The sequence below is a fragment of the Limnothrix sp. FACHB-1083 genome (genome assembly GCF_014696485.1).
GTDB lineage: Bacteria > Cyanobacteriota > Cyanobacteriia > CACIAM-69d > CACIAM-69d > CACIAM-69d.
Map to the genome: position 1 here is coordinate 250,753 of NZ_JACJQD010000002.1, position 16,461 is coordinate 267,213.

18 protein-coding genes are annotated in these 16,461 nt (G+C 50.6%); 12 read left to right on the top strand and 6 right to left on the bottom strand.

Annotation, left to right across the window (positions count from 1 at the left end):
* The first annotated feature begins 65 nt into the window (after nt 1–65).
* The 6 genes from ureE to H6F46_RS03075 all read left to right on the top strand — a co-directional run bounded on the left by ureE (nt 66) and on the right by H6F46_RS03075 (nt 3,420).
* Entirely contained in the window at nt 66–662 is a 597-nt protein-coding gene (ureE, locus tag H6F46_RS03050) for an urease accessory protein UreE (protein ID WP_347278270.1), read from the top strand.
* Nucleotides 589–1,347: an urease accessory protein UreF gene (locus H6F46_RS03055; RefSeq protein WP_242027754.1), complete on the top strand. Its 759-nt coding sequence runs from the start codon at nt 589–591 to the stop codon at nt 1,345–1,347. The genes ureE and H6F46_RS03055 overlap by 74 nt, the downstream gene beginning before the upstream one ends.
* Nucleotides 1,348–1,422: 75 nt before the next feature.
* A complete protein-coding gene (locus tag H6F46_RS03060) occupies nt 1,423–1,995 on the top strand; it encodes a Uma2 family endonuclease (RefSeq protein WP_190353503.1) in 573 nt (190 codons plus the stop codon).
* 50 nt (nt 1,996–2,045) lie between these two features.
* A complete protein-coding gene (locus H6F46_RS03065) occupies nt 2,046–2,618 on the top strand; it encodes a Uma2 family endonuclease (RefSeq protein WP_190353504.1) in 573 nt (190 codons plus the stop codon).
* Nucleotides 2,619–2,723: 105 nt separating this feature from the next.
* Complete coding sequence (locus tag H6F46_RS03070; protein ID WP_199291362.1) at nt 2,724–3,083, top strand: nucleotidyltransferase domain-containing protein; 360 nt, start codon at nt 2,724–2,726, stop codon at nt 3,081–3,083.
* Nucleotides 3,046–3,420, top strand: a complete 375-nt coding sequence (locus H6F46_RS03075) for a HEPN domain-containing protein (protein ID WP_190353506.1) — start codon at nt 3,046–3,048, stop codon at nt 3,418–3,420. The genes H6F46_RS03070 and H6F46_RS03075 overlap by 38 nt, the downstream gene beginning before the upstream one ends.
* Nucleotides 3,421–3,522: 102 nt before the next feature.
* Here the strand turns inward: H6F46_RS03075 and H6F46_RS03080 are convergent, their stop codons facing one another.
* Nucleotides 3,523–3,717 carry a hypothetical protein gene (locus tag H6F46_RS03080; protein ID WP_190353507.1) on the bottom strand — a complete coding sequence of 65 codons (195 nt, stop codon included), beginning with the start codon at nt 3,715–3,717 and terminating at the stop codon, nt 3,523–3,525.
* A 396-nt stretch (nt 3,718–4,113) separates the two neighbouring features.
* Here H6F46_RS03080 and H6F46_RS03085 point away from each other — a divergent pair, with 396 nt between their 5' ends.
* Nucleotides 4,114–4,533 (top strand): type II toxin-antitoxin system VapC family toxin, encoded by a 420-nt coding sequence (locus tag H6F46_RS03085; RefSeq protein WP_099534855.1) that lies wholly within the window; start codon nt 4,114–4,116, stop codon nt 4,531–4,533.
* A 51-nt stretch (nt 4,534–4,584) separates the two neighbouring features.
* Here the strand turns inward: H6F46_RS03085 and H6F46_RS03090 are convergent, their stop codons facing one another.
* Entirely contained in the window at nt 4,585–4,764 is a 180-nt protein-coding gene (locus H6F46_RS03090) for a hypothetical protein (RefSeq protein WP_190353508.1), read from the bottom strand.
* On the opposite strand from H6F46_RS03090, the gene H6F46_RS03095 reads away from it, so the two are divergent.
* Entirely contained in the window at nt 4,763–5,179 is a 417-nt protein-coding gene (locus H6F46_RS03095) for a hypothetical protein (RefSeq protein ID WP_190353509.1), read from the top strand. The genes H6F46_RS03090 and H6F46_RS03095 overlap by 2 nt on opposite strands.
* Nucleotides 5,180–5,268: 89 nt before the next feature.
* On the opposite strand, the gene H6F46_RS03100 is transcribed toward H6F46_RS03095, so the two are convergent.
* Together H6F46_RS03100 and H6F46_RS03105 are read right to left on the bottom strand one after the other, a co-directional pair.
* Nucleotides 5,269–5,682, bottom strand: coding sequence for a hypothetical protein (locus H6F46_RS03100; RefSeq protein ID WP_190353510.1), 414 nt, complete (start codon nt 5,680–5,682; stop codon nt 5,269–5,271).
* Between the two features lie 231 nt (nt 5,683–5,913).
* Entirely contained in the window at nt 5,914–7,209 is a 1,296-nt protein-coding gene (locus H6F46_RS03105; RefSeq protein WP_190353511.1) for a VWA domain-containing protein, read from the bottom strand.
* Between the two features lie 314 nt (nt 7,210–7,523).
* Here H6F46_RS03105 and H6F46_RS03110 point away from each other — a divergent pair, with 314 nt between their 5' ends.
* The 4 genes from H6F46_RS03110 to H6F46_RS03125 all read left to right on the top strand — a co-directional run bounded on the left by H6F46_RS03110 (nt 7,524) and on the right by H6F46_RS03125 (nt 11,222).
* Entirely contained in the window at nt 7,524–8,072 is a 549-nt protein-coding gene (locus H6F46_RS03110; protein WP_190353512.1) for a hypothetical protein, read from the top strand.
* 512 nt (nt 8,073–8,584) lie between these two features.
* Nucleotides 8,585–9,751, top strand: coding sequence for an FIST signal transduction protein (locus H6F46_RS03115; RefSeq protein ID WP_190353513.1), 1,167 nt, complete (start codon nt 8,585–8,587; stop codon nt 9,749–9,751).
* A 7-nt stretch (nt 9,752–9,758) separates the two neighbouring features.
* Complete coding sequence (locus H6F46_RS03120) at nt 9,759–10,838, top strand: sensor histidine kinase (protein ID WP_190353514.1); 1,080 nt, start codon at nt 9,759–9,761, stop codon at nt 10,836–10,838.
* A gap of 45 nt (nt 10,839–10,883) precedes the next feature.
* Nucleotides 10,884–11,222: a nucleotidyltransferase family protein gene (locus tag H6F46_RS03125; protein ID WP_190353515.1), complete on the top strand. Its 339-nt coding sequence runs from the start codon at nt 10,884–10,886 to the stop codon at nt 11,220–11,222.
* Nucleotides 11,223–11,670: 448 nt separating this feature from the next.
* Here H6F46_RS03125 and H6F46_RS03135 read toward each other — a convergent pair whose 3' ends face one another.
* Together H6F46_RS03135 and metH are read right to left on the bottom strand one after the other, a co-directional pair.
* Nucleotides 11,671–12,411: a hypothetical protein gene (locus H6F46_RS03135; protein ID WP_190353517.1), complete on the bottom strand. Its 741-nt coding sequence runs from the start codon at nt 12,409–12,411 to the stop codon at nt 11,671–11,673.
* Between the two features lie 200 nt (nt 12,412–12,611).
* Nucleotides 12,612–16,220, bottom strand: coding sequence for a methionine synthase (gene metH / locus H6F46_RS03140; RefSeq protein WP_190353518.1), 3,609 nt, complete (start codon nt 16,218–16,220; stop codon nt 12,612–12,614).
* Nucleotides 16,221–16,461 lie beyond the last annotated feature (241 nt).

Below are 16,461 nucleotides of genomic sequence, written 5' to 3' on the forward strand. Positions count from 1 at the left end.
GACGATTTATCGGGTAGGACAATTGAATGAGTGATGATCAAATGAGTTGTGATGGAGTAGCCCCCGTGATCCCGGGAAATTCGACCCAACAACCCAATAACTCAACCGAGTCCACAGTTCCGCCTCACTGGGTGTTCACTCAGGTCGATCGCCCGGAACTGCCCAAGACCCAGGCCCAGGATTCTGCCGCCTTCGATCCCGCCGCTGCCGATCATGGCCTGCGTCAGTTGGCCTTGGTTGCCGAAGATCGGGTGAAGGTGCGCCGACAGGTCACCCTTGATGATGGGACGGTGGCTTGGTTGCAACTGGCTCGGGGCACGGTGCTGCGGCCGGGCGATCGACTGCGCACCGCCCAGGGCGACTGTTGCCGGGTGGTGGCGCAACCGGAACCGGTGCTGACGGTGCGATCGCCCGATCGGCTATCCCTGTTGCAAGCGGCCTATCATTTGGGCAACCGCCATGCGCCCCTGGAAATCGCGATCGACCATTTGCGGCTTGCGCCGGATCCCACCCTGAAGGATTTGCTGGAACGACGCGGCCTCCAGGTGATTGAGGAAATCGCTCCCTTTTTGCCGGATCCGGGAGCCTATGCAACGGTCGATCGCGCCCACCATGCCCATAGCCATCACCACGACCACGCCCATTCCCACCACCATGAGTGAGCCACTGTCCCGATCGCTTGCCCTGTTGCAATTGGCTAGCCCGGCCTTGCCCGTGGGAGCCTTCAGCTATTCTGAGGCGATCGAAACCTTGGTGGACAAGGGCCGGGTGCGATCGGCTGCCGATTTGACCGACTGGTTGCGGCAGGAGTTACGGGTGGGCAGCATTCGCCTGGAAGCGGCGGCCCTGTTGAAGGCCCGACAGGCGATCGACCAGGGCGATCGGGACTCTATTCACCATTGGAATCAATGGATTTCGGCCCTACGAGAAACGGAAGAATTGCGGTTACAAAGTTGGCAAATGGGGCGATCGTTGGTCACCTTGGCCAAAGATCTCAACCCAACCGATGCCACCTTAGTGGCACTGAACTTGCAACCGGTAAACTACGCGATCGCCTTTGCTAGTTTGGCCGCCCATTGGCAACTGAGCCACGCAGAAATGTTGACCGCCTATCTACAATCTTGGGCTAGTAATTTGGTGAGCGCCGGGGTTCGCTCGATCCCGATCGGTCAAACCCAAGGTCAGCAAACATTACTCAATTTATGGCCCGATTTAACTGCCGCCATTGCTGAAATTCAGCAACTCGCCACCGCCGACACCGATGATGATTGGTTTGCTTGTGGTTGGGGTCTCTCGATCGCCAGTATGATCCACGAAACCCAATATAGCCGCCTCTTCAGAAGCTAGTTAGACGCTTGGCTGATGTTTTTCTCGTTGACCTGAAGCACAATAGAATCAGCCCAAAAAACCAGGAGAAAAACAATGGTTGCTGCAAGAGAGAATCAGCCCCATTTCACGCCGGAAGCCTATTTTGAGTGGGAAGCCCAACAGCTCGAACGGCACGAGCTAATTGATGGTCATGTCTACGCCATGAGCGGCGGTACTCAAAATCACGGTGAGATCGCAATTAACATTCTTACGTTGATTCGTCCTAATGTGCGAGGTGGTCAATGTCGAGTTTTGAATTCTGATGTGAAGATCAATATTCTTAATACGTTTAATTATATTTATCCTGATCTGAGTGTGACTTGCGATCCACGCGATCGGGAGCATCCACTTTACATTACCTATCCCTGCTTGATTGTTGAAGTTCTCTCCCCCAGTACTGAATCCTACGATCGCTGGAAAAAATTTGAAAAATATCGCCGCAATCCAAATCTGATTGATTACGTGTTAGTTAGTTCCGAAGAGGTAGCCGTTGATATTTATCACAAGAATAGTGCGGGAGATTGGGTGATTTTGAGCTATCGATCGGGCGATCAGGTCGAACTGCAAAGTATTGGGATAACCGTTGCAATTGAAGAGTTTTACGAAGGAATTATGTTTGAGAAATAATGCAAATCGCTGACTAACCTACCAATCTGAAATCATGAGGGTCAATGACCATGATTGCTGTTAAAGATGATTCATCGTATTTCACGCCCGAAGCTTATTTCGCCTGGGAAGAGAAACAGCTCGAACGGCATGAGCTAATCGATGGCCATGTCTACGCCATGAGCGGCGGCACACAGAACCATAGTGCAATCAAACTAACAATTGGTAGCTTGATCAGCAATCATTTGCGCAGTGGTGATTGTCGAGTTTTTAACTCTGATTTAAAGATCAATATTTCTAATACGTCTAACTATACCTATCCTGATTTAAGTGTGACTTGCGATCCACGAGATCGGGAACATCCACTTTACATTACCTATCCCTGCTTGATTGTTGAAGTTCTCTCCCCCAGCACGGAAGCCTACGATCGCGGCAAGAAGTTTGAAAAATATCGCCGCAATCCAAATCTGATTGACTACGTGTTAGTTAGTTCCGAAGAGGTGGCGGTTGATATCTACCACAAGAATAGCGCTGGAGATTGGTTGATTTTGAGCTATCGATCGGGCGATCAGGTTGAACTGCAAAGTATTGGGCTAACCGTGGCGATCGAGGAATTCTATGAAGGAATTATATTTGAGGAATAGTCCGAATCTGCCAACACGAGATCATGAGGGTAAGGGGATTAAATTTCTTGTAATAAAGACTGGGAGCAAGACAATCAATCACTCTATTTCTACCAGGAGTGTTGAATGATGAATTCATCGATTCGTCTGATTACCGATCAACAGATTTCAGGAATTTGTCAGGCTATTGTTGAGCAGTTTCAACCTGAAAAAATTATCTTGTTTGGTTCCTATGCTTACGGTCAACCTCACGAGTGGAGCGATCTCGATTTGTTGGTAATTATGGATTTTGAGGGACGGGCAATCGATTTATCTGTGGAGCTTTGGCGAGCAACAGAGCCAGAATTTTCAGTGGATTTTATTGTCAAGACCTCTCATGAAGTTCAATGGCGGTATCAACAGTTTGATCCGCTAGTGCGAGTGGCGATTGATCAAGGCAAGGTTCTTTATGACGCAAGTTATTCAAGAGTGGCTCAAGCGATCTGAAGAGGATTGGCAAATTGCAAACCTTCTCATTCAATCAGATTTAGATAGCTATGGATCAATTTGCTTTCATGCACAACAGTGTATTGAAAAGTTGATGAAAGCACTCTTAATCCAAGCTGAAGTTGTGCCACCCTACAGCCATGACTTGTTGACACTCGATCGAATGCTCAGTTCCAATTATCCAAACTGGCAAGTTAACACTCAGGACTTAGCCTTTTTGACTCAATATGCTGTTGCAGCGCGATATCCAGGACTGGATGTTGATCGCAAAGATGCTCTGGACTGCATCAGTAAGTGTGCCAAGTTACGATCAACAGCTTTAACCTTTTTGCAATAATTTTAATGATTGTGAGCGCTGCTCGCAGATTGCTGCACAGATACAGCCCTACTAACTTTGATCCACCAATATTTGGCGATTGTTCCAGCAATCTCTTCAACCTCAGTTGTCAAAATACTCCGCTAGCTCGATCGCGTGGAATTTGTGGGGAGTGGGTTCCCTGAGGGCGGCCAGTTCATACACAGGAAGTGCCTCCACGATCGGGTGGAGTGTGGGCCGCATACTGGATTTATTCGCGATCCGGCGTTCTGCCAAGTTTTGGAGGCCCGGCTGCTCACCATCAAGAGATGCTGCCATGAAAACCAACCGATTTTTCTCAATTTTGACCGCCAGCCTGGCGATCGCCACGATCGTGCCTTGGGCAGCGCCGGCCCGGGCCGAAAGGAATAGTATTTGAAGTGTAAGATATTACTTGCTCAGAACCCCAAATAACATTAATTAGAAAAACACAAGCATGACTTTACTGGAACTTCGTGAAGCAACCTTAGCCTTGCCATGGCGAGATCGGTGGTTACTACTTTGGACTGTCATTCGATCGCTCTTCATGTTCAAACCACAGGAAATGCCACCGACGATCCTTGAGCGCATGGGTGGATTACCAGAGCATTGGCTGCATGATGGTGATTTGGCTGATCGAGATTTAAGACGAGTAGCCTTGGCCGATCGACTCCATCAATCCACTACAGATCAGTCATGAAGCCAGCAAAAGTGCTAGTGGACTCAGGCGTTTTAATTGCTTTTTATAATGCTGAGGATCGATACCACAGTCGAGTTGTTGATTTCTTTAGAACTTGTCGAAGTGAACTGATTACAACTTTGGCTTGTGTCACGGAAGTACTTTGGTTATTGAATAAAAGCTGGCAAGTTCAAAATATTTTTCTGAACCATTTAGCACAGAATATTTATCGCTGTGAGTCATTAAATCGTCATGATTTTCAAAGAATTGTAGAACTCAATGAACAATACTCAGATTTGCCTGGAGACTTTGCAGATTTAGCATTGGTAGCTATTTCAGAACGATTACGAATTGCAGAAATTGCAACTTTAGATCAGGATTTCGATGTTTATCGTCGCTACCGCAAAGAGCCTTTTATTCGGGTCTTTCGCCCCTAACTTGATCAAACTTAGGTTACGCATTGCCCACTATCTACTCGCTAGTGAAGTCTAGCGGCATGAGATCGCGCGGAATTTGTGGGGAGTGGGTTCCCTGAGGGCGGCCAGTTCATAAACAGGAAGTGCCTCCACGATCGGGTGGAGCGCGGGCCGCATACTGGATTTATTCGCGATCCGGCGTTCTGCCAAGTTTTGGAGGCCCGGCTGCTCACCATCAGGAGATGCTGCCATGAAAACCAACCGATTTTTCTCGATTTTGACCGCCAGCCTGGCGATCGTCACGATCGTGCCTTGGGCAGCGCCGGCCCGGGCCGATTTGATTGCCCTGGGGCCGGGCATGAGTGAACCGATTCTTCGATCGGGCACGGCCGGCGGCAGCACCAGCACCAGTTGTGGCTTTGTGGCCGGTGCGCCCAACCATCGCCTGGCGGTGGGTCAGGATTTTGGCTCCCTGCGGGTGAAGGTGCAGGGGGGTGATGGTTTAACGCTGTTGGTGGTGGGGCCGAGCGGTCAATTTTGCATTCCGGCGGCCAACGGGGTGGCGGAAATGCCGGGCTACTGGGGCGCGGGCAACTATGACATCTTTGTGGGCGATCGCAACCCCAGCGGCCGCCAACCCTATCAACTCTCGATTTCCACTAATTAATTCCCACTAATTAATTTCCGTTAATTAGTGCTCAAGATTAGTGCTCAAGGTGAGTACTCAAGATGAGTATTCGAGAACTGCAAGAGCGTTCAATAGCGTTGGTCGGGTGGGGTGGCATCTCTTAGCTCTCGTTTGCCCACCTCCACCGCTTGCACATCGATCGTGCCGGGGGCCGATTGGCGCTGCACCGTTTGCCCCAAACCGCTCAGGGGTGTGCCGCAGTTCGGGCAGTTGCTGCTGAAGCCGCGCAGGGTGGTGACGGGATAGCCACAGGCGGGGCAGGGGCCGGCCACCAAGTTGCGCCGCAGCCACCATAAACCAACCACACTGAGCACGATCGGGGTCAAAATCACCAGCAACAGCAACCAACCGATCGCCTGCACCACCACCCCTAAACCGATCGCATTCAGCAGCCCGATCGCCCCTAAAATCAGCAACCAGGGCCCCAGGGCCGCGATCAGAATGGGCCAAGCTTGGGTTGATTTCCAATTAAAACGGTTCACGATCGGGTCAGCCTCTCAGCGAAACAATGGGGGCGATCGGGGTTCCTCAGAATTGGTTATTTAACCTCATTAAATAACCCCAAAAATAATCTCAAGTGCAGCAATGCCATGTTCAGCGCTGAGCTGTCTGGAATGCAGAAAATACCCCATTTCCAGTATGGGCCGCAGGGGTGGCCAACCCAAGCCGATCGGGAGTGGGGTTGCCCGGCGCGATCGGGCGGGATCGCCCCCCTAGCGAAGGGTGGTTTTTGAGGCAATACGGGTCTTTTTGCGATCGGCCTCCGACAGGTCATCGCCCGCCTGGAGTTTGGTGGCCTGGGTTTGCAGCACCGTCGCCGCGTTGCGATCGCCCATTTGCAAAGCCGTTTGGGCCGCCGCTTGCAGCATGGTCACCGCACCTTGGCGATCGCCCGTTTGCAGCTTGGTTTCGGCAATTTGGGTTTGGCGATATTTGGCCAATGCGCCGATGTGAGCCTGTACCGGGGCATTGGGAGCCGGGTGAAAGAGTTCCAGCGATCGCCCAATCACCGAGATCGGCTCCGACAGCAGATCCACCTGACCCGTCGCCGGATCGTCATAACAAACCTGCACTTGAACCAACCGATGATCCCCCGGCGGCAACTGGGCCACATAGGCATTCACCAACACCACCCGCGGCCCATCCACCATCAAATCGCCCAACCGCACCTCCAGCCGACCATCGGGCAACTCCTGCGCCGTCAGTTCCACCGTTTCCGGGGCCACCTGGGCGATCGGCTTCAGCTCCGCCAAGCGCACAGGTGACTCCAACGCCAACAACAACCGCGCATTGGTTAACTGCACCGACTGCACTCGGGCCAAGAGCCTTTCAAAAGCGGCGGGCGCATCTTCCGGCTGTTCGATGTAGCAAAGGGCCCCGGCTCCCGCGTCGGCAATCTGCTCCAGGGTGTCTTGGTTCCAGTGGCTGCCGAACCCGAGGCAATGGACTGAAATGCCGTAGCTCGCGGCCAATTCCGCCATCTTTAAGCAGCGGGGATCGTTGCCGTGCTCATTTTCCCCATCGGTGAGCAGGAAAATTTGCGACACCGAGGGTGCAGTGGGCAAAATTCCGCTGTGATCGGCGTTGACGTTGCCCAAAAGGCCCGATTCCTTACGCGATCGCGCCAGTTCTTCAATGCCCAGCTTCAGACCCTCATCAATGCAAGTGCCGCCACCGGCCGCTAAACCCTCGATCGCCTGCAAAATTGACAGCGGCTCCGGGGCCACTTCCTGACAAGGCAAAATCACTTGGGCCTCGTGGTCAAAGGCCACCAACGACAGGCGATCGCCCAGGGCCAACTGACCCACCAACTGACGCGCCGCCGCTTTCACCATCTCCATCGGTCGGCCGCGCATGGAACCGCTGCGATCGAGAATCAAACACAGGTTCGATCGCACCCGCCCATGGCCGGCCTGGGCCGCCACCGAAATCGCCAGTTGCCGCTGGTTGCGGGCCAACTTGGCATCCAAATTGGCATCACTGAGGGCACATTGCACAAGGGCTGGCATGATTTGCACCTCCTGCCGGAGAAAAACGCATGGAACGCTGGCGGGCCTCAACCATCGCCATCAAAACGATAGCAAGGAACCCAACGCTGAAACCTGCAACCGCACTGAAGACCACTCATCGCCCCGGCAACCGGCGCACCGGCAGCTCCAGGAATCGCCACCCACCGCAAACCACCCACAGCAAACCACCACCGCAATAATTGATTGAGAACCATTGAGCAGTCACGAGCGATGGCTTTTTTCTAGGCTATGACTGAAGCGCGACCGGAATCTATTCTGAATCGTCCCGCTTTCTCCGGTTCTAACAAAATTCTATGCAGAAGATTCACCCGAATCTGCGGCGATGGTTGCTTGGCTTCGTGAGTCCCGTGGTGATGATCGGGGCGATCGGGTTGCCAGCCCAAGCGGAGACCGTTGCGCCCAGCTTTTTCCAAGGATCGACTCCCCTCAGCCTCACGCTTCAGGAATTGGACGATCAGTGGCGTGTGTTTAGTGTCACGGGGCAAATTGAAACCAGCAATATGCTGTCTCTGACGGCGGCAGTTTTTGGCGCATCTCCCAGCGACTATTACACGAAGGGCGAAATTGCGGAGGTGGGCGGCGAGCGATTTTTGGTTGCCTACCGTGTCATGCCCGGCAGCATTACGGAACCGGCCGCCGTCAATGGCAGCACGCCGATTCATGTGTCGCTGATTCATCTCGATCAGGTGGCTTCTTTGAATGATTTCCGGCCCTTCGGCCTGGTGACGGAGATCGATCGCCTCAAGGCCCTCATCCAAAGCCGCGCCGCTTCGCCGTTCAACATGTTCAACAGCGGTGGCCCTCCTCGTTCTTTGCCGCCACTTCCCCGATCGACTCCCTAAAACCTTTTCCAGAAATTTTACGGGGCGATCGGTTTGTATCGCTCGCCCGATCGTGATCGATACTGCGAGCCAAGAGACCGGATCAACAAAAGCGGGTTAGTCGTTTAGTTTGGCTAGTTCAGCGCGCCCGATTTTTTCCAAATTCTTGGTAGATCACGAGGTCGCAATCGGATGATTAATTCATCCATGCAATGCCTCGTTGCTGCTCGCTTGATACCTTATCCTTACTTTATAGGTACTACCCATAGTTGTAATGCCTGAATAGCTGGTAATTATTTATACATTCGCCATGCAATTATTGATCAGACCATAATGACGACGCAGAGCGCTAAGCCAAATGTGCTCTCCATTACAGATTAAGCAGCGCATTTATTATTTTTTGCTCATGAAACTTAACTTGATCGTCAGTGTCGGTCAGGTAATAATTCCTGTTGAAAGATGACTGACATCGTAAAGCTTTCAGGACAATCAAGCTAATCACGTTGATCAGTCCCCTTGCAGAGGAAAGACACATGCTCAAAACAGTTCTTGGTCATAGTGATGATCCTGACTCCCAAGATGCTATTGAAGAAGTGCTAGAGCAATGTACCCGTGAATTAGCAGGAATGCTGCCCAAGGCAGGACTGTTATTTGCGGCTATTGATTTTGATCATGCCTTAATTTTACAAAAAATCAATCAGGTTTTCCCGGGTTTGCAACTCATTGGTTGCACCACCGATGGAGAAATATCTTCAATTTTAGGGTTTCAACAAGACTCGCTGACCCTAACGCTATTTTGCTCAGACACCGTAGAAATTTACGCGGGTGTGGGTCGCCAAACCGAACAGGACGCGATCGCCGCTGCTCACCAGGCCGTGCAGCAAGCCACCGAAAAAAGCCTAACCCCCGCCAAACTCTGCATCACAGTTCCAGCCAGTTATACGGCTGATGGTTCAACAACCAGCGGCGAGCAAATTTTGGAAGGATTGGAGCTAGCTTTAGGGAAAAATGTCCCCGTTGTGGGTGGAACCGCAGGCGATCAATTTCGATTCCAGAAAACCTATCAATTTTTTGGAACAGAGGTCTTCACCGATGCTCTGCCGGTTCTGATTTTTGCTGGAGATTTGCGCTTTTCCCATGGCACTGGTTGCGGTTGGCAGCCCATTGGCTCTAAGAGCACGGTCACCAAATCTCACAACACAGTGTTGTATGAAATTGATGGTCAATCGGCGCTGAACTTTTACCAAAAATATTTGGGCGATCGCCCTCCTACCGCAGAGCATCCTCTCTATGTTTATGAAGGAGATAGCGATCGTTGCTATCTACGAGTTCCCAACACCTGCGACTTAGAAACAGGCAGCATTAATTTTTTGGGAAACATCCCCCAAGGCGCGATCGTGCAATTGGCTGAAATTAGCCGAGACCAAGTGATTGCTGCCTCTGAAACTTCTTTCAAGATGGCCCTAGACAATTACCCTGGAACCGAACCAGAAGCAGTGCTGATCTTTTCTTGTTGCTGTCGTCGTTGGCTGTTGGGAACAAGAGCCAAGGAAGAATATGATTTAGTTAAAACTGCGCTGCCTAAAATCATGCCGATCGCGGGCTTTTATACCTACGGCGAGTTTGCACCACTTCAACAACAGGGTTCTAATTACTATCATCAAGAAACTTTCGTCACTCTGCTTTTAGGCACAGCATAAAAGTCCTATGGAAGCCAATGCTGATCAGCAAAAGCTACGAGAGCTAGAGAAGAAAGTACGAGTTCTCACGAAAAAATTAGAGCGTTCAGAGGCTGATCGACGACAACTGGAAGATGCGAGCGAAGAGAGAGAACGTATCCTTAAAGTTGTTATTCGAGATTTTGAACTATCCCAAGCCAATCTGGAGCATCGCACTCGCGAACTAGAAGTGGCGCTGAGGGATCTCAAGCAGTTACAAGTCAAACTAATTGAGTCTGAGAAAATGTCAGCCTTGGGTGTGCTGGTAGCTGGCGTTGCCCATGAAATCAACAATCCCATTAATTTCATCCATGGCAATTTAACTTACATCAAAACTTATACTCAAAATCTATTAAAGCTTGTTACGGCCTATCAAAAATATGTTTCTAGCCCCATTCAAGAATTACAAGATTTGAGTGAAGAAATTGATCTTGACTTCTTGCAAGATGACATGATTAACATTCTCAGATCAATGCAAACTGGGAGTGAGCGAATTCAAAAAATTGTGCTCTCGTTACGCAACTTTTCGCGGTTAGATGAATCCAAATTCAAAGCAGTTGATATCCATGCAGGAATGGATAATACTCTGATGATTTTGCAGCATCGGCTTCAAGCAACGGCAACTCGCCCGGAAATTCAAGTTAGAAAGCAATATGGCAACTTACCTCCAGTGGAGTGCTATGCCGGATCGCTCAATCAAGTGTTTATGAATCTGCTGAATAATGCTATTGATGCAATTGAAGAGGCCAATCAAGCCTGCACTGATCAAGAGCTACAGCATAAGTCTCATGCAATTTGGTTGCGCACAGAAGTTAATGGTTCAGATCAAATTAAAATTACGATCGCTGATAATGGACAAGGTATTCCTGAAGAGGTGCAATCATGTATTTTTGACCCCTTCTTCACAACAAAACCCGTCGGTAAGGGGACAGGTTTGGGACTTTCCATTAGCTATCAAATCATCACTGAAAAACATAAAGGTAAACTCTACTGTCATTCAACAAGGGAAGCGGGCACGGAGTTTACGATCGAGATTCCCGTGCGGCAACAGTCGCCAAACTCTCAATAATGCAATAGCGCTGTATAGAAGCCAAGACAACAGAAGTGATGATTAATGACTAGACAGCGACTCAACCCTAACCTCCAATCCCGATTAGGCATTACTCCAGAGCAGCTTGTTGAGTTTTGCCAACGATGGAAAGTGGTTGAACTCGCGCTCTTTGGCTCAGTTCTCAGGGATGATTTTTCCGTGAGTAGCGATGTGGATGTCTTGGTCAACTTTGTTCCTCATCATTCTTGGGGCTTGGAGTTTATTCAAATGCGAGAAGAATTAGCGACTCTCTTGCAACGCCCAGTTGATTTGTTAACTCGTCAAAGCGTGATGAACAGCCATAACGCCCTTCGCCGCCAAGCAATCTTAGATTCAGCGGAAGTTATTTATGAAGCGAGATAAGCAGTAGGGTGGGCAATGCCCACCTACACTTATGACCCATTGATGACGCAATCTGATCGCACTGCGATCAATGCGCGATCATTATTTTGAGGATGAATGCTGTTTTAGCTGGATAGCGGTGGGCAATGCCCAGCCTACTCGCTACAAGCTACTGGGCAATGCCCACCCTACTGCTTAACTAGTCAACTTGCAGATTGAGTACCCCCACGAAAAAAGATGTGAATTGCAGCATCTATCAATGGTAAATGATGTTCTTGCCAATTCCTCACTGGTCGCCATTGTCCGTCAATCAACTGCTTTCTATAACTGGGAGCAAGACCGATACTGTGACTGAGGGCAGTTGCAATTTTCCCAATTTCCCGCAGTTGGGCACGATGAGGTTTGCCATAGCCTAGTTGAGAAGCTCGATCAGAAATATGAATGATCATCGTCGTTACCTCCTTTGGAATTAGTCAAATGAAGTGGTCAAAAGCTTGTCTATAAAGAATTCTAAAAATTCTTTCAAAAGATTGATATCAGTGATGGTTGTCTGTAGTGCATAAGGAAAAAGTTTATCTACGCCTAAAATCAAATAGGTGTCTGGACTGCTGATTTTCCATGGATCAAACTCTTCTCGTGGAATAATTTCGCTACCTGGAATGAAATGGAATTCATAACCATCATCCTCCCATTTATGCATATCAATAGTCCTAGCTTCATGCATATCAGTAGTCCTAGCCCCAAGATTTTCATTCCTTTGCAAGCCATCCAGTTCTTCAAATTTTAACCAATAGCAAGGATTCAGACTTGCCGTGAAATCTTCCTTCTTACTTGGAATGATCCAAATTTTTGCAACGTATTCATCTATATCTATTTTGGCTTCAGGACAATATGCTCCGTAACGGAATTGAATAATATATTGCTTAAGAAACTCTTCTGGCAAAGAAATACAGATACCATCTTTGCGCTGAGAGATAATGAGTTGAGATCTTTTAGAAACTCCACCTGCAACTTTCTTACGATATCCAACGTACTGAGAAGCTTTCCTTTCAACAAAGAAATCGGAAAAATTGCGCTCCTCTAGTAATTTTTGAGCAGTAGAAAACAAATCTTCTCCACCAGAAATCACATTGAGAGTACTAGCGATTAATCGCGGAACTCCATCCTCAACTTCAAAGCGTTGAATCAAATCGTAGATAACTTTGCTCATTTCCAGGGATTTGATCTAAGATTCCTGGAATAAACCTAGCAAGTAATTGAGAAGCTGTCAAGATTCCAGGCTAAGATTTTTGGAAAAAAGAACAAAAGCCGTGAAACCTTTGGCTGATAAAGATTTCACGGCTTTTAGAATTTTGCTGGATAGTAGACTGCCGCTTCTTAACTTGCTGCGGTCATCACGCCGGCCACAGCTTATGCGGTGAAGTACTTCGCGATCGGGTGGTAAGCAACGATCGCCGTGGTGGACTGCTCCGGATAAAGCTGCTCGCTCTCGTCCATATACATGTTGATTCGATCGGTTTGCAGCAACTGCAACTGAATCAACTGATCCTGAATATTCGGACAAGCCGGATAGCCAAAGCTGTAGCGCGATCCCTGATAACGCTGGGCTAAAATGTCCCGCAAACTATCCGGTTCCTGCGCGCCAAACCCCAACTCCCGACGGATGCGAGCGTGCGTCCATTCCGCCAGGGCTTCCGCTGTTTGCACCGCCATCCCGTGGAAGTACAAATAATCGGAATATTGATTCGCCCCAAACAGTTTTTGGGCATATTCCGTGGCAATTTCGCCCACCGTCACCGCTTGCATCGGGAACACATCAAAGATGCCCAACTCCTTCGGTGCAAAGAAATCGGCAATGCAAAGGCGACGCAACGATCCTTGGCGCGGAAACTCAAATTGGGCGATCGGCTCTAGGTTGGTTTGCCCCGCGCTGACCGCTTCCGGGTCGTAGATATAGAGCGTATTCCCCTCCGCATTGCAGGGAAAATAGCCATAGATCACCTGCGGTTGCAGCAGGTTTTCTGCCAGCACCTTGGCTTTCCATTCCGCCAAAATCGGCCGCACTTTGGCATCAATAAAGGCATCGTAATCCTCGCGGGATTGCTCCTTCGGTTTACGGAATTGCCATTGACCGACGAACAAGGCTTGTAAGTCGAGATAGTTGAACACCTCCTCGATCGCAATGTCCGAGGGATTCAGCAATTGGCTGCCCCAGAACGGCGGTTGGGGGCGATCGATGTTTGGGTCAACCGCTTCCGATCGCCGCGTGTCAATCACCTTGGGTTTCTCGGCTTTGGCGGGTTTCTCAGCCGCATCGTCACCATCCGCCTTGGCTTGGCCATAACGACCCAGCGCCGCCGGATCATCGGCAAATTCCCCTAAAAAGCCCTGGAAATCGTCCCACTGTTCAGCAGCTTTTGCGGGCATCAACTTATCCATAAAGCTGAGATCCGAGAAGGCATCTTTGCCATAGATCACCCGACCGCGATAGGTCTTTTGGCAATCCTCATAGACAAATTTCGGTGTGAGGGCCGCGCCGCCCAAAATCACAGGCACGGTAATGCCGCGATCGTTGAAGGTCTCCAAATTTTCTTTCATGAATGCCGTCGATTTCACCAACAAACCGCTCATGGCAATGCAATCGGGCTTGTGTTGCTCATAGGCATCAATGATATTCTCTACGGGCTGTTTAATGCCCAAATTAATCACCCGATAGCCATTGTTGGTGAGGATAATATCCACCAGGTTTTTGCCAATGTCATGCACATCGCCCTTGACCGTGGCGATCACGAAAGTCCCCTTGGCATTGTTGCTGGTTTCGGATTTCTCCATGTGCGGTTCCAAAAAAGCCACCGCCGCTTTCATGGTTTCCGCCGATTGCAACACAAAGGGCAATTGCATTTGACCCGAGGCAAACAATTCCCCCACCACTTTCATCCCATCCAACAGATAGGTGTTGATGATTTCTAGCGGTGGATATTGGGTCATGGCCTGCTGCAAGATGGCTTCGAGTCCCAACCGTTCGCCATCAATGATGTGGCGTTTTAGCTTCTCTTCTAGGGAGAGATTTTCATCCACACCCGCCGCTTTTTTGGTGGTGGCTCCTTCAAAGAGTTGGGTGAGCTGGGTCAGGGGGTCATAAACACAAACATCCCCCTCAAACCGGCGGCGATCAAAGATCAAATCGCGGCAGACTTCCTGATGTTCCGGCTCAATTTTCGCCAGGGGCAAAATCTTGGCCGCACTGACGATCGAAGAGTCCATCCCCACCTGCATACATTCATGCAGGAACATCGAGTTCAGCACCTGCCGTGCCGCCGGATTCAGACCAAAGGAGATGTTGGAAACACCCAGCAAAATGTGGCAGCCGGGCAGATTTTCCCGAATCAACCGAATCGATTCGATCGTGGCGGCTCCGTTTTTGCGGTCTTCTTCAATGCCGGTGGAAATCGGCAGGGCCAGGGTATCAAAGAAGATTTCATGGGCGGGAATCCCAAACTCCACTGCTTGCCGATAGGCCCGCTGGGCGATCGCAAATTTCTTTTCGGCGGTGCGGGCCATCCCGTCTTCATCGATCGTCCCGATCACCACCCCAGCGCCGTAGGTCTTGGCCAGCTCCAGCACTTTCAAAAAGCGCTCTTCACCGTCTTCATAGTTGGTGGAATTCAGCAAACATTTGCCGCCGGCCACTTTCAAACCGGCTTCCATTTTTTGCCATTCCGTGGAGTCCAACATCAGTGGCAAGGTGACATTATTCACCAGCCGCGAAACCAACTCCCGCATATCCCGTTCGCCATCGCGGCCCACATAGTCCACGTTCACATCCAGCACGTGGGCCCCTTCGCGGACTTGGGCTTTGGCCAGGGAAACCAGCCCATCCCAATCTTCGGCGTTCAGCAGTTCTCGACATTTTTTGGAACCGCTGGCGTTCAGGCGTTCGCCCACAATCAGGAAGGAATTATCTTGCTGATAAAGCTGCGTTCCGTAGATCGATGCAGCAGCAGGTTCGTAATGCAATGGGTTGCGATCGAACCGGCCTGGCTCCAGGTTTTTGGGAACCCGAATCTCGCGGGCTTTGGGTTGCAAGGATTCGGAAATGCCGACCAATTCCTTGATGTGATCGGGGCGCGTGCCGCAGCAGCCGCCCACCACTTGCACGCCCCAATCTTCCACGAATTTGTGCAGGGCCATCCGCAATTCCATCGGGGTCAGGCGGTAGTGGGCATGGCCGCCGACGTTTTCCGGTAAGCCCGCGTTGGGAATGCAAGACACCACAAAGGGCGATCGCTCGCAGAGGTAGCGAATATGCTCCGCCATCCGATCGGGGCCGGTGGCACAATTCAACCCCAAAATATCGATCGGGTAGGGTTCCAAAATCGCCACCACGGCGTTAATATCCGTCCCCACCAACATCGTGCCGGTGGTTTCCATGGTCACCGAAACCATCAACGGAATCCGCGATCCTTGCTCGACAAAAACCTCTTCGATCGCATTCAGTGCTGACTTAATTTGCAACACATCTTGGCAGGTTTCAACAATCAACAAATCAGCCCCACCATCGATGAGCGCTCGGGCCTGTTCCGCGTAGGCCGCTTTCATCGTGTCGTAGTCAATGTGGCCCAGGGTCGGCAACTTGGTTCCCGGCCCCATGGAACCGGCCACAAAACGCGGTTTTTCAGGGGTCGAAAATTCGCGGGTGAGTTCCTTGGCCAGTTCCACGGCCTTGCGGTTAAGAGCATAGGCTTGGTCGGCTAAATCGTATTCCGCCAAGACGATCGAAGTTCCCCCAAAGGTGTCGGTTTCGATCACATCTGCGCCCGCCTTCAGATATTCCCGATGCACATAGGCCACGGCTTCCGGCTTGCTTTGCACCAAATACTCATTACACCCCTCATACTGCGGGCCGCCAAAGTCATCGGCCGTCAGGTTCTGCGCCTGGAGGAGCGTCCCCATGCCGCCGTCAAAAACGATGACCGGACGCGAAGGGTGATGCAACCGTTCCAAAAAGGGATGAGTCATGGTCAGGGATGGAGCAGCAATTGGAATGCGAATGGGTTGGGGCGTGGCACTGTACTGTTGACCAGCGCGGTTGATTAGCCCATGGGGCCAATGTCCCTATTGTGCCGGATTTGGCCGAGAGGTCTAGGCCCGGCGTGATTTCCGCAACCAGGGAGCACCGATCGCCCAGGAGGTCTGAGCAGCCCAAACCGCCACCGGGTGAGCCTCATCAATCAGCAGAGACCAGATGCTCAAGCCCTGG

What these genes read in the sequence shown, in the direction of transcription:
- H6F46_RS03120 (WP_190353514.1), top strand. Translation starts at nt 9,759, where the DNA reads ATGGAAGCCAATGCTGATCAGCAAAAGCTACGAGAGCTAGAGAAGAAA.
- H6F46_RS03070 (WP_199291362.1), top strand. Translation starts at nt 2,724, where the DNA reads ATGATGAATTCATCGATTCGTCTGATTACCGATCAACAGATTTCAGGA.
- H6F46_RS03110 (WP_190353512.1), top strand. Translation starts at nt 7,524, where the DNA reads ATGCAGAAGATTCACCCGAATCTGCGGCGATGGTTGCTTGGCTTCGTG.
- H6F46_RS03090 (WP_190353508.1), bottom strand. Translation starts at nt 4,764, where the DNA reads ATGGCAGCATCTCCTGATGGTGAGCAGCCGGGCCTCCAAAACTTGGCA.
- H6F46_RS03105 (WP_190353511.1), bottom strand. Translation starts at nt 7,209, where the DNA reads ATGCCAGCCCTTGTGCAATGTGCCCTCAGTGATGCCAATTTGGATGCC.
- H6F46_RS03135 (WP_190353517.1), bottom strand. Translation starts at nt 12,411, where the DNA reads ATGAGCAAAGTTATCTACGATTTGATTCAACGCTTTGAAGTTGAGGAT.
- H6F46_RS03055 (WP_242027754.1), top strand. Translation starts at nt 589, where the DNA reads ATGCAACGGTCGATCGCGCCCACCATGCCCATAGCCATCACCACGACC.
- H6F46_RS03125 (WP_190353515.1), top strand. Translation starts at nt 10,884, where the DNA reads ATGACTAGACAGCGACTCAACCCTAACCTCCAATCCCGATTAGGCATT.
- H6F46_RS03080 (WP_190353507.1), bottom strand. Translation starts at nt 3,717, where the DNA reads ATGGCAGCATCTCTTGATGGTGAGCAGCCGGGCCTCCAAAACTTGGCA.
- H6F46_RS03065 (WP_190353504.1), top strand. Translation starts at nt 2,046, where the DNA reads ATGATTGCTGTTAAAGATGATTCATCGTATTTCACGCCCGAAGCTTAT.
- H6F46_RS03060 (WP_190353503.1), top strand. Translation starts at nt 1,423, where the DNA reads ATGGTTGCTGCAAGAGAGAATCAGCCCCATTTCACGCCGGAAGCCTAT.
- metH (WP_190353518.1), bottom strand. Translation starts at nt 16,220, where the DNA reads ATGACTCATCCCTTTTTGGAACGGTTGCATCACCCTTCGCGTCCGGTC.
- H6F46_RS03095 (WP_190353509.1), top strand. Translation starts at nt 4,763, where the DNA reads ATGAAAACCAACCGATTTTTCTCGATTTTGACCGCCAGCCTGGCGATC.
- H6F46_RS03085 (WP_099534855.1), top strand. Translation starts at nt 4,114, where the DNA reads ATGAAGCCAGCAAAAGTGCTAGTGGACTCAGGCGTTTTAATTGCTTTT.
- H6F46_RS03075 (WP_190353506.1), top strand. Translation starts at nt 3,046, where the DNA reads ATGACGCAAGTTATTCAAGAGTGGCTCAAGCGATCTGAAGAGGATTGG.
- H6F46_RS03115 (WP_190353513.1), top strand. Translation starts at nt 8,585, where the DNA reads ATGCTCAAAACAGTTCTTGGTCATAGTGATGATCCTGACTCCCAAGAT.